Here is a 13,353-nt window from a genome sequence, read left to right as displayed (position 1 = left end):
CTCGTTCAAGCGAAGCGCGTTTGAATCTTGGTCGTTCTTTAGGGGAATGGGCGGGCTTTAGCTTGCGAGATTCCGCGTTCGTGTTGGACGCCGTCTCACGCGAATGTATCGTTTCCGGCGCGGCGCTTTTCCTTATCGTGGGCACGAGATGCGCCCGACTCGTTCAACTGTGTGGTGCAGTTCTTCGACGAGCGGCGTCTCGGCCGCGCGGTAGTACATCTCCTTGCCTTCGCGCCGCGAGGTGATGAGGCCGCTCGCCTTCAAGAGCCGCAGGTGGTGCGAGATCGCCGGACTCGACATCTGCATGTAGGCGGCGATGTTGATCACGCATTCCTCGTAATGGCACAGGAACCAGAAGATATGCAGCCGCGTCGCGTCACCGAGCTGCTTCATGGCCGCCGATACCGTGGCGAGCGTATCCGCATCGGGCATGTGCGGCAGGGCGGCCTCTTGATGGCCGTGATCGTGCGGCAGGCGCACGGGAGTTTCCTGCATGGTTTCCAGTCCCTTCAAGTGAATTTCAGCGTGTGCCGTCCTTCTTCAGTGCCGTCATTCCTCGACCTTCTTTTTGACGATGCCGAGGCAGAGCGCGCTGAGGACGGCGCCGGCGAAAATCGCGACGAGATAGAGCAGCGGGTTGCCGATTGTCGGCACGACGAAGATGCCGCCGTGCGGTGCGCGCAGCGTGCAGTCAAAGAACATCGACAGGCCGCCCGCCGTCGCCGAGCCAATGACGCACGACGGAATCACGCGCAGTGGATCGGCTGCTGCAAACGGGATCGCGCCCTCCGTGATGAACGAAAGACCCATGATGTAGTTGACGACGCCCGATTTCCTCTGCTGCTCTGTGAAGCGGCTCTTGAAGAACGTCGTCGCAAGAGCGATGGCGATCGGCGGCACCATGCCGCCCGCCATGACCGCTGCCATGATGCCGTATTCGCCCGATACGAGCATTCCCGTGCCGACGACGTAGGCCGCCTTGTTCACGGGACCGCCCATGTCAACCGCCATCATGCCACCCATGAGGACGCCGATGAAGATGCGGCTCGACGTGTCCATGCCCTTCAAGGTCTCGATCATCCAGTTGTTGATGCCGGCGACGGGCGGGTTGATCACGAAGATCATGATGACGCCCACGAGGAAGACGCCGAGGAGCGGATAGAGAAGCACGGGCTTGATGCCTTCCAAAGAGTGCGGCAGATCGGCGAAGACCTTCTTGAGTGCATTGACGACGTAGCCCGCGACGAAGCCCGCGATGAGCGCCCCCAAGAATCCCGCACCGCTCGAAGAGGCGAGCGCGCCGCCCACGAAGCCGACGGCGAGTCCCGGCCTGTCCGCGATGCTCATGGCGATGAAGCCTGCGAGCACGGGCAGCATGAAGCCGAAGGAGATGCCGCCGATGTCCATGAAGGTCTTGGCGTACCAGAGATTCGAGCCGAAGTTTCCAGGGTTGGCGGGGTCGAAGGTGTCGAGGAGGAAGGCGAGGGCAATCAGGATGCCGCCGCCGATGACGAACGGCAGCATGTGCGAGACGCCGTTCATCAGATGCTTGTAGATTTGGCGCGTGATGCTCTCGTCCTCTGCCGCGCTTTCCTCCGCTGCAGCCGCGCCGCCCGCATGGTGGTAGATCGGCGCTGTGCCGGAGAGCGCCTCGTCCAAGAGCGCGTCCGCCTTGTTGATGCCGTTCGCGACCTTCGTCTGAATGACGGGCTTGCCGTCGAAACGCGCCATCTCTACATTTTTGTCCGCCGCGACGATGATGCAGGCGGCCTCGGCGATTTCCGCCGCCGTCAGGATGTTCTTTGCGCCGCCTGAGCCGTTCGTTTCCACCTTGATGGGGATGCCGCGCTTCTTCGCGTGCTGCTCCAGGCTTTCCGCCGCCATGAAGGTGTGTGCGATGCCCGTCGGGCACGCTGTGACGGCGAGGATCTTCTTGGTGATTGCCGCAGGAGCTGCAGTGCTTTCGACCGGTGCGGCTGCCTGTGCGCCGGCTTCTGCTGCGGCGGGGGCAGGCTCTGCCGCAGCCTCGAATTTGCCATCTTCCTTCGCATCGATGAGCGAGAGGAATTCTTCCTTTGATTTCGCTGCAATCAGAGTTTCCTTGAAGTCGGGATCCATGATCATCGTCGCGAGTTTGCTCAGGACTTCGAGATGCACATCGGCCGCCGTATCGGGTGCGGCGATTTCAAAGAAGAGGCGCGAGGGCTTTTGATCCATCGCCTCGAAATCCATGCCTGCGGGCACCGTCATCGCTGCAAGCCCCGGCGCCTTGACGCCCGCGCTCTTGGCGTGCGGCGTCGCGATGCCATCGCCGAGTCCCGTCGTGCCCGACGCTTCTCGTGCGAGCACGTCCTTTTCGTACTGCGCCTTGTCCGAGAGATTGCCGCCCTTTTCCATCAGCCCCGTCAAGATGGCGATGGCGTCATACTTGTCCTTTGGCTGTGCGCCGAGCGCGATGCTCTCGCTCTTCAATAAGTCCGTAATACGCATATCGACCGTTCCTTTCTTTCAGCCGGCGTTCAGCCGATGGTCTTTAACAGCGTCTCGACTTCGGGACGCCGTGCGAGGTTTTCGGAAAATGCCGACGCAGAGCCTGTCGCGATGCCCATGAAGAAGGCGTCTCGCCACGAGCCGCCCGACTCTTCATAGCCGGCGAGGAAGCCTGCGACCATCGAATCGCCCGCGCCGACAGAGTTCACGAGCGTTCCCTTGGGCGCGGGACTCTTGAAGGATTCTCCGCTTTCCGTCAGGAAGAGCGCGCCTTCGCCCGCCATCGAGATCAGCACGTTCTTCGCGCCCATCTCCTGCAGCTTCTTCGCGTGCGCGATCAGCTCCTCTTCTGTCTTGAGCTCCGTATCGAACATCTCGCCGAGTTCGTGGTTGTTCGGCTTGATGAGCCACGGCCCGTACTTCAAGACCTTGAGGAGCAGCCCCTTCGTCGCGTCGACGATGATGCGGATGGAGCGTCCTCCGAGTCGCTCCATGATGCGCTCATAGATGTCGTCGGGCAAAGTGTTCGGTATGCTGCCCGCCAGGACGAGCGTATCGCCCGCCTGGAGCTTTTCAAGCTTTTGGAAAAGCTCCTCCTGCGCCGCCTCTGTAATTTGCGGCCCTTGTCCGTTGATTTCCGTCTCTTCCTTCGCCTTGATCTTCACGTTGATGCGCGAAAATCCTTCGGCAAGGTGTACGAAGTCCGCTTCGCAGCCGAAGCTCTCGAACTGCTTTTTGACAGCCTCGCCCGTAAATCCCGCCACGAATCCCAGCGCGCGGCTCGCGTGGCCGAGGTTCTTCAAGACCATCGACACGTTCAGTCCCTTGCCGCCGGGCAGGATATGCTCGTACGTCACGCGGTTGATCTCGCCCTTTTCGAGCGAGTCGAGCCGCAGGATGTAGTCGAGCGACGGGTTGAATGTCACGGTGTAAATCATATTCTTCACCTCAATCCAATATGACACCGATTATCACGATTTCAGTATACCTTAGGGACGGATGAAAAGGCAAGAAGAATCGAAGTCTTTTGCGTCTCGGACATTCGCGGCAAAGGCGTGTGCGGCAGATCTTTCTGCGCTCGTTTGCACGTCAATACACCTCGCGCCTGTGCCCGAGGGCGAGGGCGAGGATGACGAGCCGCTCGTCCTCAATGGCGCAGATCAGACGGTAGTCGCCGATGCGGTAGCGCCATTCGCCCTTGTGGTTTCCCGTGAGCGCCTTGCCGTGCGCACGAGGATTTTCCGAGTGCAGCAGTCGCTTCTCGATCCACGACTTGATCATCTGCTTGGTGTATGGATCGAGTTTCTTGACATCTTTCTTTGCACGCTCGGAGTAAATTAATTGATAGGATTTCACGGCGTCATCACATCATTCCAGAATTCCTCGTGAGAGTATGTCGTAGGGTTTGCCAGGTACTCCTCATACGCTTCGTCGGCAAGCGCGATGTCGTACTCGTCCTCGATCTTTTCGAAGAGCGCCCGCTTGAATGCTTCGGCGAGCGAGAGCGCGTGCAGCTTCGCGTAGCTTTCGGCGAGCGCCCGCTCCGTGTCCGTCAGTCGGATTGAAAAGCTCATTTCCATCACTCCTTTCGTTAATTACAATGTACTACATCGGTATGAGACTGTCAATTCCCTTCCTTATAAATAATCCGTGCAGGCGCAGACAGATGGCGCGATTTCTCTTGAATCCCCGCTCCGTTGTGCTATAATGGAGCTTACTATGAAAGTCCAAGAAGTCAAGCCCGAAGGGCGCAGACTGATTGGGTAACTTTCATTAAGGGCGGCGCACAATGTCCACAAAGTGGACGTTTGTGCGTGTAGTTTACTATGAAAGTCCAAGAAGTCAAGCCCGAAGGGCGCAGACGGATTGGTAAACTTTCATTAAGGGCGGCGCACAATGTCCACGAAGTGGATGTTTGTGCGTGTAGTTTGCACATTGAAATAGTGGCTTGGATAGTCTTTGGGGAGGCGTCTTTTGACCTTGTGGCATGACTTTTTGCGCGGCATTGCGCTTGCCGGCGTATTTTTTGTGACGAGCGCAGGCGTCTGTCTGGCGAACCATGCGGTGCGCGTTTCGGATCTCGATGCGGCGGCGTTCGTCGCGCGTTACAACGATATGGCTCAGCGTGAGGATTCCGTCGTGCGCCTTGCCGCGCCGTTTCTGTCGAACGACGTGAAGCTCAAGAATTATCGCGTCTATGAGGCCGAGCTCCTCGGCATTGAGGAGAAGGGGCGGCTCTTTCTGAACGTCAATGAGGCGGGGGCGCTTTCGAGCATCGTCATGAAGAGCGAGAAGGCGTCTGTGCCGCGCTCTTTGGCTCTGCGGCGCGTGCTGACGCTCGCCTTGGAATCGCTGGGGCTGACGGAGGCGGAGCGTGCGGACTTCTTCAGCTCGGAAGAGAAGTCGCCGGACAAGGGCGGCGCACTGCGCCATGCGTGGTGCAAGGCGGCGGGGCGCAAGATCGTCGCTTTCTACGACGCCGTCCATGCGCCCGACATCCTTGTGCTCTACGCGTGGGATGAATGATGAATATAAGATATAAGAGATAAGAGATAAGGCGGGTGGACACGCTGCGTGTTCACCCGCCTTGCTTGAAGGAGGAGGAATTTTCCCGATGAAAGACACCTTGGTCAAGGCGATGGCGGGCGACTTCCGCATCTATGCGGCGCGCACGACGCATCTCGTCGGCGAAGCCGTGCGCCGCCACGACTGCCTGCCCGTTGCGGCGGCGGCTCTCGGCCGTACGATGACGGGGGCGCTGCTCCTCGCGGCGAACCTCAAGAACGAGGAGACGCTGACCGTGAAGTTCGCGGGCGCAGGGCCTCTGGGCGCCATCGTGGCGGATGCCGTGCCCGAGGGATTCGTGCGCGGCTATGTCGAGCATCCGCATGTAAATCTGCCGCTGAACGCAAAGGGAAAGCTCGACGTCGGCGCGGGCGTTGGTACGGGACTCGTCACGGTCACGCGTTTCACGGGACTCAAGGAGCCTGTCGCCGGATCGTCTGAGATCGTCACGGGTGAGATCGCCGAAGACTTGACGCGATACCTGTACGATTCGGAGCAGACGCCGTCTTCCGTCGCGCTCGGCGTGCTCGTTGCGCCCGACCTCTCGGTGCTGGCGGCTGGTGGTTTCTTCGTACAGCCATTGCCGGGCGCGTCGGAGGAATCGCTTTCGCAGTTGGAGGAGAATCTTGCCGCGCTTCCCGCCGTCTCCGACATGGTGCATCAGGGCATGACGGCGCATGAGATCGCCGGGCGCGTCCTGCAGGGCTTGGGCGAAATGCAAGTCCTCGCCGAGACTGACCTCGCCTTTCGCTGCTCATGCTCGAAGGAGCGCGTCGAGTCCGTGCTTCTGAGCCTAGGCACAGCGGATCTCGCATCCCTCGTCGCCGACGGCAAGGCGGAGGTCTGCTGTCACTTCTGCGGCGAGAAGTACGCGTTCACGCGCGAGGACTTGGAGGCGCTGCTCGCGGAGAAGGAGCGGGCGGCGAAGGGGTGAGGAGACTCTGTCATGCACGCAGGAATTTCTGATCGCCACGAAAGCGTATCGTGCGTAAATTCGCAAAGTAACTTCCGCTGATGTAAGTCTATGGGATTTAGTCTAAGAAAGCCGATAGGAGTAAGTGCGAGAAGCATCAGAATTTGTATGCAATGGATGACCTGAGCACAATATCGTCTTAAAAGCGACCGAACCATAAGGGATAAGCTAGAAAGAAGGACATGCTTCGCACTCCGAAAAGCGAGGCTTTTCAGAGTAAGTTCCACCCTGGCGGGATTTACTATGAGAAAGATGTGCAGCGCAAGATCAGCCCTTTAGAAGTCTAGGAGACTGCACGACATCTTCCGGCGCAACATACGAGATGCCCAAAAGAGCAGCCAGTTCCTCGGAAAAAGCGAACGTAAACATCTCATAGGGAGACTTGCCGCTGTAAATGTTGCGACGGACGCCATTGATGTGCGAAAAAATCAAATTGACGGTATCCTGTGTGAAATGGTCGAAAGAAGACCCCTTCGGCACAATATCGCGAAAAAGCGTGTGATTCTTCTCAATTTGCGCCTTCTGGTAAGACTGCATGGGATCGCAGAAAAAAAGGCAGGCCTCCTTTTCCCCCTCAAGATTGTTCTCAAAGGCGAAAACATCGGAGAACTCTCCACCGTTGTCCGTAAGCATCACGGGCATAAGGGCAGGAAAAGCAAAACCGCCTGCAGTCAAAGTTCGTTTGACCTCTTGGAACTTCAAGGCAGCCTGCACAGCCGTCTTGTTTTCGAGCAGAAGCCCGAACATGAAATTGAACGCAGTGAAGTGGACGGTGAGGATGACTTTGCCGCCTGAAACTCCGATAACGGTATCAAGCTGCGTATGTGCGCTAAGCCCTTCCCGTTCCATATGAGCGAGGAAATCCGCATAGGTGCGTTCCTTCTTTATGGCAGAAGGAACGACATCCGCCCGCTTCTTTTTGCGAGGCTTGAACTTTACGGCGCGTGGAAGGTGAATCTTGGAAGCCGAATAATATCCCTTGGAAAAATGCCGATAAACTGTGCTGAGAGACACATTGAGCTCTGGGTGAGAAGCGACGATATGATAAATGTGCTGCCCCTTCTCAATGCAAGAGGAAATGATGCGATCCTGCTTGTAAAAAGACGCACGGTTCAACGGAATGCCTTCGCGTGCATCGTGCAGGAGCGCTTCGTATTCGGCATGTGCCTGCGGAGCGACATAGAGAAGGCGGAGGAAGCGGCAGTTAGCAGAACGGCGCTTGGGGCAGGCGTTGCAGACGAAGGGTGCCTTTTCGAGCAAGGGGCAGAGTTCGTCTGTTTGCACGAACGCATTGCGGTGCTCTTTGCGATGTCGCTTCACTTCGTAAGATATGGTGGTAGGATCTTTCTGAACGAGCAGGGCGATCGCCTTGAAGGACAATCCCCTGTCGAGCCCGTTCATGATTTCCTGGCGGTCTTGTGCAGTAAGGTGCTTGTTCTTCTTGTTGTTGTCTGCTTGCTTCATGATGACAGCCTCCTTTGTGTAGAGAGATTTCTCACACTAAATTCAGCCATAAATTCTTCTCAGAGTAAATCCCGTTAGTGACCTATTATGTGGGATTTACTTTGGAAATTTACCTGATGCCGTTATGCCTGAGCATCGCCTTTCGCCGCATGGACTTTTTGGCTGAAAAATGATATACTATTCGGGTTAGATATTATCTCGATTATATTTTTGGGGTGAGAGTGTGGATTTTGGCGAGGGGAAGATCGTTCCTGTAAATCTCGCAAGTGAGATGAAGAATTCCTATATCGACTACGCCATGAGCGTCATCGTCGCCCGCGCCCTGCCGGACGTGCGCGACGGTCTGAAGCCCGTGCACCGCCGCATCCTCTATGCGATGCAGGAAGCGGGCATGGGGTCGGGCAAGCCGTACAAGAAGTCGGCGCGCATCGTCGGCGAAGTCCTCGGTAAGTACCACCCGCATGGCGACAGTTCCGTCTACGACGCGATCGTGCGCATGGCGCAGGATTTTTCCATGCGCTACATGCTCGCCGACGGTCACGGCAACTTCGGCTCGGTCGACGGCGATCCGGCGGCGGCGATGCGCTACACCGAGGTGCGCATGTCGAAGGTCGCGGAGCTCATGCTGCAGGACATCGACAAGGAAACGGTGGATTTCGCACCGAACTACGACGAGTCCTTGAAAGAGCCGACCGTGCTGCCCGCGAAGTTCCCACAGCTTCTTGCGAATGGCACGGCGGGCATTGCTGTCGGCATGGCGACGAACATCCCGCCGCACAATATGCGCGAGGTCATCGACGGCACGTTGATGCTCATCGATCGCCCCGATGCTACCGTTGAAGAGCTTATGACGGTCATCAAGGGGCCGGATTTCCCGACGGCGGGACTGATCCTCGGCACGGAGGGCATACGTCAGGCATACACGACAGGGCGCGGCGTCATCAAGCTGCGCGCGCGCGTGCACATCGAGACGACGTCGAGCGGCCGCTCGCGCATCATCGTGACGGAGCTGCCCTATCAGGTGAACAAGGCGCGTCTCGTCGAGAAGATCGCCGAGCTCGTGCGCGACAAGGCGATCGAGGGCATCACGGCCTTGAACGACGAGTCCGACCGCAGCGGTATGCGCATCGTCATCGACGTGCGCCGCGACGCGAATGCCAACGTCATCTTGAACCAGCTCTACAAGCACACGCAGCTGCAGGACAGCTTCGGCGTCATCATGCTCGCGCTCGTCGACGGCAGTCCGCGCGTGCTCACGCTCAAAGAGGTGCTGCATTACTACATCAAGCACCAGCAGGACGTCATCACGCGGCGCACGAAGTACGAATTGGCGAAAGCCGAGGCGCGCGCTCATATCCTCGAAGGCTTGACCATCGCGCTCGATCACCTCGACGCCGTCATCACGACGATCCGCGAGAGCCGCACGGCGGACATCGCGCGTGAGCGCCTGATGGAAGACTTCAAGCTCAGCGAGAAGCAGGCACAGGCGATTCTCGATCTTCGTCTGCAGCGTCTGACGGGTCTTGAGCGCGAGAAGATCGAGGAAGAGTACCAAGAGGTCTTGAAGATGATCGACTGGCTCAAATCCGTTCTCGCCGACGAGGGAAAGATCGACAAGATCATCAAGGACGAGCTTCTTGCCGTGCGCGAGAAGTACGGCGACGAGCGCCGCACGGAAATCACGATCGACACATCCGAGATCAACGTCGAAGACCTCATCGCGCAGGAAGACGTCGTCATCACGCTCACGCATAACAACTACATCAAGCGCATGCCGCTCGACACATATCGTCGCCAGAAGCGCGGCGGCGTCGGCGTGACGGGCATGGGCACGAAGGAAGCCGACTTCGTCGAAAATATCCTCGTCACGACGACGCACCACACGATCCTCTTCTTTACGAACCGCGGGCGCGTTTACTGTCTCAAGGCATACGAGATCAACGAGGCGAGCCGCCAGGCGAAGGGCACGGCGATCATCAACCTGCTGCAGCTTGAGAGCGAAGAGAAGATCACAGCGGTCATCCAGGTCAAGGAGTTCTTGCCCGAACGCTACCTCTTCATGGCGACGAAGAAGGGCATCGTGAAGAAGACGAGCCTTTCCGAGTTCCAGTCGATCCGCAGAGGCGGGCTCAATGCGATCAACCTCGACGAGGACGACGACCTCATCGGCGTCAAGTTCACGGACGGCGAAAAGCATGTGATACTCGGCACGGCGGGCGGCATGGCGGTCGCCTTCGCCGAAGACGATGTGCGCTCGATGGGACGCACGGCGCGCGGCGTCAAGGGCATCAATCTGAAGGCGGGCGATGTGGTCGTTGGCATGGACAACCTCGCGCGCAATGCCGAGGTTCTGACGATCACGGCGGAAGGCTACGGCAAGCGCACGGCGACGAGCGAATATCGTCTGCAGACGCGCGGCGGCAAGGGCCTCATCAACATGAAGGTCACGGAAAAGACGGGCGCGGTCATCGGCCTCAAGGTCGTGCGTCCAGGACAGGAGCTGATCCTCATCACGACGGACGGCATCGTCATCCGCACGAAGGTCGACGAGATTTCCGTCATCAGCCGCAACACGCAGGGCGTCAAGGTCGTGCGTCTCGGCGAAGGCGACAAGGCAGCGTCGTTCGCCGCGATGGAGCAGAAGAATAACTGATATGGGAAAGCCCGTCATATCTCTGGCGCTCGCGGGAATCCCCGTCGAGCTTGAACGAAAGTCCATCAAGAACATCTATCTGCGCGTCGTGCCGCCCGCAGGCACGGTGCGCTTGAGCGCACCGAAGCGCGCGACGCTCGAAGAGCTCGCACGTTTCGTCGCCAAGCATACGGCATGGATCGAGGAAAAGCAGGCGAAGATCGCCGCGAGTCCTCTGCCAAGCGCTCGCCGCTTCCTAAGCGGCGAGCGCTTCTTCGTCTGGGGCGAGGCGCTCCAGCTCACCGTGAAGTTCGGGCGTGGCTGCAACATCGTCCTGCGAGACGGCAGCCGACTCATCCTGAGCCTCAAGGCGCAGGAGGCCGAGAGCATCCCCGCCGAGCGTGAAGCTCTGCTGAACGAATGGTATCGCCGCGAACTCGCGCGCGCCGTGCCGCCGCTCTTGGCACGAGCCGAGACGATCGTCGGCAAGAGCGCCGCTGAATGGCGCATCAAGAACATGAAGACGAAGTGGGGCACCTGCAACATCCGCGCGCGCCGCATCTGGCTGAATCTGCAGCTCGCCAAATATCCGTCCGCCTGCCTCGAATACATCATCATCCACGAGCTTACGCATCTATGGGAGCGCTACCACAACGCGCATTTCAAGAGCCTCATGGACAAGTTCTGCCCCGACTGGCGCGAGCGCAAGAAGATCGTCAACACGCCGCTCGGGGATTGAAGAAAATAGGAAAGAGCCGCCCGCCGTCGTACGGTGAGGCGGCTCTTTTGACGCTTTGCTGCCGGCAGTGCAGGAGCATCTATACAGGAAATGGAAATTGTTTGTCGAAATACTATATAGGATTTTTTTGATGTTCGTGCGGACGTCGGATGGGACTATATCGATCTTGTCGTCGTTTCTGGGGAGGAAGTAAAAATGACAAAATCTTCTGCTTATCTTGGACATCTTGATGAAGAAACGGGGCGCGAGCAGCTTTTGTTCGACCATCTGACGGGCGTTGCCGATCTTGCAGGGCGCTTTGCCGCCGCTTTTGGCGAGGAGGCGATGGGGCGGCTCTTGGGCTTGTATCACGATATCGGCAAGTATTCGCGCGAGTTTCAAGAGTATCTGCGCGCGGACGAGGCGGAGAAGAAAAGGCGCAGAGGCCGCATCGACCATTCGACGGCAGGGGCCCAGGAGATCGTGAAGCTGCGGCAGAGCGCGGACGATGAGCAAAGCAAAAGGCTTGCTAGAGGCATGGCGCAGGTGATGGCGTTCTGCATCGCAGGGCATCATGGCGGCATACCGAACCAGGGTACGTCAGCGAATACAGCGGAAGACGGCACGCTTTTGGGCAGACTCAAGCGACGGAATCTGCCCGATTACCATGCTTATCACGAGGCCGATCTGCCGCAGACCTTGCCGCCCTCGTCGCTCTTGTTGGCGCAAGCCGCGCGTGCGCCGCTCTCCGCGATGCTCTATACGCGCATGCTTTTCTCCTGTCTCGTCGATGCGGACTTTCTCGACACGGAAGACTTCATGTCGGCGGGGAATGTCGAGAGGGAAGGTTTTGCTTCTGTGGAAACCTTGCTCGAACGCCTGCAGGAGAGCCTTGAAGAGAAATTCTCGAAGCCGAAGACGGAAAAAGAAAAGCAAAAACTACAGTTGCCGATCAATGAAAAGCGCTCCGCACTCCTCGCCGAGAGCATCGCCGCAGGAAAAGAAGCACGAGGGAGTTTATACCGGCTAACCGTACCGACAGGCGGAGGCAAGACGATTTCTTCCCTGGCGTTTGCCCTGCATTATGCAGCTCATGCCAAGAGAAAGCGCAGGCGCATCATCTACGTCATACCGTATACGTCGATCATCGAGCAGAATGCGGCTGTCTTTCGGGATTTGCTGGGGTCGGACAGTGTCGTCGAGCATCATCAGAATGTGGATTATGACGATGTGCAGGATATGGATATGAACCGCAAGCGGCTGGCGACGGAGAACTGGGATGCGCCCGTCATCGTGACGACGAACGTGCAGTTTTTCGAATCACTTTTTTCCAATCGCCCGTCGAAATGCCGCAAACTGCACAATCTTGCCGAGAGCATCGTGATCTTCGATGAGGCGCAGATGATTCCGATTGATTACTTGCGTCCCTCGCTCGCCGCAATCGAGGCGCTCGTGCGGCACTATGCGTGTACGGCGGTGCTCTGCACGGCGACGCAGCCGCCCCTCGGGCAGTTTTTCTCCGCTGATATGCAGCCGCTGGAAATCTGCCCGGCGCTCATGGAAAATGCAGCATTTTTCCGGCGCACGAAGATCGAGCTGCGCGAAGAGACAATGACGGAAGAGGAGCTTGCCGAAGAGCTGGCGGCTCATGAGCAGGTGCTTTGCATCGTCAATGTGAAAAAGACGGCGCAAAGTGTCTTCGATTTGCTGCGGGAAGACGAAGGAACGTACCACTTGTCCACGAATCTCTATCCCGTGCATCGCGAGCAGGTACTGGAAGAGATTCGCGCACGGCTCAAGGACGGCAAGCCGTGCCGCGTCATTTCGACGAGCCTTGTGGAGGCCGGCGTCGACCTCGACTTCCCCTGCGTCTACCGCGAGATCAACGGTCTCGACAGCATCGTGCAGGCGGCGGGCCGCTGCAATCGTGAGGGCAGGAGGTCGGCAGAGGAAAGCGCTGTGCATGTCTTTTCTCTGGAAAAGCTGGCGAAAAATGCGCAGCTGGCAGCTGAGATCACAAAGAATGTGGCGCGGAGTTTTGCCGAAGACTTGGCAAGTCCCGAAGCGATCCGCCGCTACTTTGAAGAGCTGTACGATCTGAGCGGCAAGAATCGTCTGGACAAGAAAGACATCATGGGACAGTCGGGGAAGTTTGCCTTTGCCGATATTGCAGACGATGTCCGCCTGATCGAGGATCGTACCAAGCCGATCTTCATTCCGCAAACCGAGGAGGGACAGGCGCTCTTGGCGCGGCTGGAACAAGGAGAGAGATCGCGCTCGCTTATGCGAAAGGTTGGACGCTACATCGTGACTGTCTATACGGGATATGCTGAAGCGCCGTTCGAACAGCTTGCCGCGCAGGGAAAGATCCGTATGCTGGATGAAAACCTCGCCGTGCTCGTTGATATGGCGGTATATGACTCAGAAAAGGGTCTGTCGAATAATGTTGGAGAGGGCGAAGGAATGTTCCTGTAGATTCGCTGCATGGAATCGTGTTTCTCCGCACAGACG

General features: G+C 58.1%; 11 protein-coding genes. 5 read left to right on the top strand and 6 right to left on the bottom strand.

The features are described from left to right. Window positions 1-132: 132 nt before the first annotated feature. From SELSP_RS10165 to relB, 5 genes are all read right to left on the bottom strand, one after another. Window positions 133-513, bottom strand: coding sequence for an ArsR/SmtB family transcription factor (locus tag SELSP_RS10165; RefSeq protein WP_232362398.1), 381 nt, complete (start codon window positions 511-513; stop codon window positions 133-135). 36 nt (window positions 514-549) lie between these two features. After that, window positions 550-2,490, bottom strand: coding sequence for a PTS fructose transporter subunit IIABC (locus tag SELSP_RS10160; protein ID WP_006194024.1), 1,941 nt, complete (start codon window positions 2,488-2,490; stop codon window positions 550-552). Window positions 2,491-2,519: 29 nt separating this feature from the next. Continuing rightward, complete coding sequence (pfkB, locus tag SELSP_RS10155) at window positions 2,520-3,428, bottom strand: 1-phosphofructokinase (protein WP_006194025.1); 909 nt, start codon at window positions 3,426-3,428, stop codon at window positions 2,520-2,522. 151 nt (window positions 3,429-3,579) lie between these two features. After that, window positions 3,580-3,846, bottom strand: coding sequence for a type II toxin-antitoxin system RelE family toxin (locus SELSP_RS10150; RefSeq protein ID WP_006194026.1), 267 nt, complete (start codon window positions 3,844-3,846; stop codon window positions 3,580-3,582). Next, the gene (gene relB / locus SELSP_RS10145) at window positions 3,843-4,064 is read right to left on the bottom strand and encodes a type II toxin-antitoxin system RelB family antitoxin (protein ID WP_013741006.1); all 222 of its coding nucleotides are present in this window, start codon (window positions 4,062-4,064) and stop codon (window positions 3,843-3,845) included. The genes SELSP_RS10150 and relB overlap by 4 nt, the downstream gene beginning before the upstream one ends. Before the next feature lie 400 nt (window positions 4,065-4,464). On the opposite strand from relB, the gene SELSP_RS10140 reads away from it, so the two are divergent. Then, the gene (locus SELSP_RS10140) at window positions 4,465-5,016 is read left to right on the top strand and encodes a hypothetical protein (RefSeq protein WP_006194029.1); all 552 of its coding nucleotides are present in this window, start codon (window positions 4,465-4,467) and stop codon (window positions 5,014-5,016) included. Between the two features lie 88 nt (window positions 5,017-5,104). After that, window positions 5,105-5,989 (top strand): Hsp33 family molecular chaperone HslO, encoded by an 885-nt coding sequence (gene hslO / locus SELSP_RS10135; RefSeq protein WP_006194030.1) that lies wholly within the window; start codon window positions 5,105-5,107, stop codon window positions 5,987-5,989. 306 nt (window positions 5,990-6,295) lie between these two features. Here the strand turns inward: hslO and SELSP_RS10130 are convergent, their stop codons facing one another. Next, the gene (locus SELSP_RS10130; protein WP_006193208.1) at window positions 6,296-7,492 is read right to left on the bottom strand and encodes a helix-turn-helix domain-containing protein; all 1,197 of its coding nucleotides are present in this window, start codon (window positions 7,490-7,492) and stop codon (window positions 6,296-6,298) included. A 223-nt stretch (window positions 7,493-7,715) separates the two neighbouring features. Between SELSP_RS10130 and gyrA the strand changes: the two genes are divergently transcribed. The 3 genes from gyrA to SELSP_RS10115 all read left to right on the top strand — a co-directional run bounded on the left by gyrA (window position 7,716) and on the right by SELSP_RS10115 (window position 13,317). Then, window positions 7,716-10,145: a DNA gyrase subunit A gene (gyrA, locus tag SELSP_RS10125; RefSeq protein ID WP_006194031.1), complete on the top strand. Its 2,430-nt coding sequence runs from the start codon at window positions 7,716-7,718 to the stop codon at window positions 10,143-10,145. 1 nt (window position 10,146) lies between these two features. Then, window positions 10,147-10,863 (top strand): M48 family metallopeptidase, encoded by a 717-nt coding sequence (locus SELSP_RS10120; RefSeq protein WP_006194032.1) that lies wholly within the window; start codon window positions 10,147-10,149, stop codon window positions 10,861-10,863. A 195-nt stretch (window positions 10,864-11,058) separates the two neighbouring features. Further along, on the top strand, window positions 11,059-13,317 hold the full coding sequence (locus tag SELSP_RS10115; protein ID WP_006194034.1) for a CRISPR-associated helicase/endonuclease Cas3: 2,259 nt from the start codon (window positions 11,059-11,061) through the stop codon (window positions 13,315-13,317). Window positions 13,318-13,353 lie beyond the last annotated feature (36 nt).

The sequence above is a fragment of the Selenomonas sputigena ATCC 35185 genome (assembly GCF_000208405.1).
GTDB lineage: Bacteria > Bacillota > Negativicutes > Selenomonadales > Selenomonadaceae > Selenomonas > Selenomonas sputigena.
The sequence above is the reverse complement of the archived record's forward strand: the minus strand, read 5'-3'. Positions and strand labels throughout refer to the sequence as shown.

What these genes read in the sequence shown, in the direction of transcription:
- relB (WP_013741006.1), bottom strand. Translation starts at nt 4,064, where the DNA reads ATGAGCTTTTCAATCCGACTGACGGACACGGAGCGGGCGCTCGCCGAA.
- pfkB (WP_006194025.1), bottom strand. Translation starts at nt 3,428, where the DNA reads ATGATTTACACCGTGACATTCAACCCGTCGCTCGACTACATCCTGCGG.
- SELSP_RS10120 (WP_006194032.1), top strand. Translation starts at nt 10,147, where the DNA reads ATGGGAAAGCCCGTCATATCTCTGGCGCTCGCGGGAATCCCCGTCGAG.
- SELSP_RS10160 (WP_006194024.1), bottom strand. Translation starts at nt 2,490, where the DNA reads ATGCGTATTACGGACTTATTGAAGAGCGAGAGCATCGCGCTCGGCGCA.
- hslO (WP_006194030.1), top strand. Translation starts at nt 5,105, where the DNA reads ATGAAAGACACCTTGGTCAAGGCGATGGCGGGCGACTTCCGCATCTAT.
- SELSP_RS10115 (WP_006194034.1), top strand. Translation starts at nt 11,059, where the DNA reads ATGACAAAATCTTCTGCTTATCTTGGACATCTTGATGAAGAAACGGGG.
- SELSP_RS10130 (WP_006193208.1), bottom strand. Translation starts at nt 7,492, where the DNA reads ATGAAGCAAGCAGACAACAACAAGAAGAACAAGCACCTTACTGCACAA.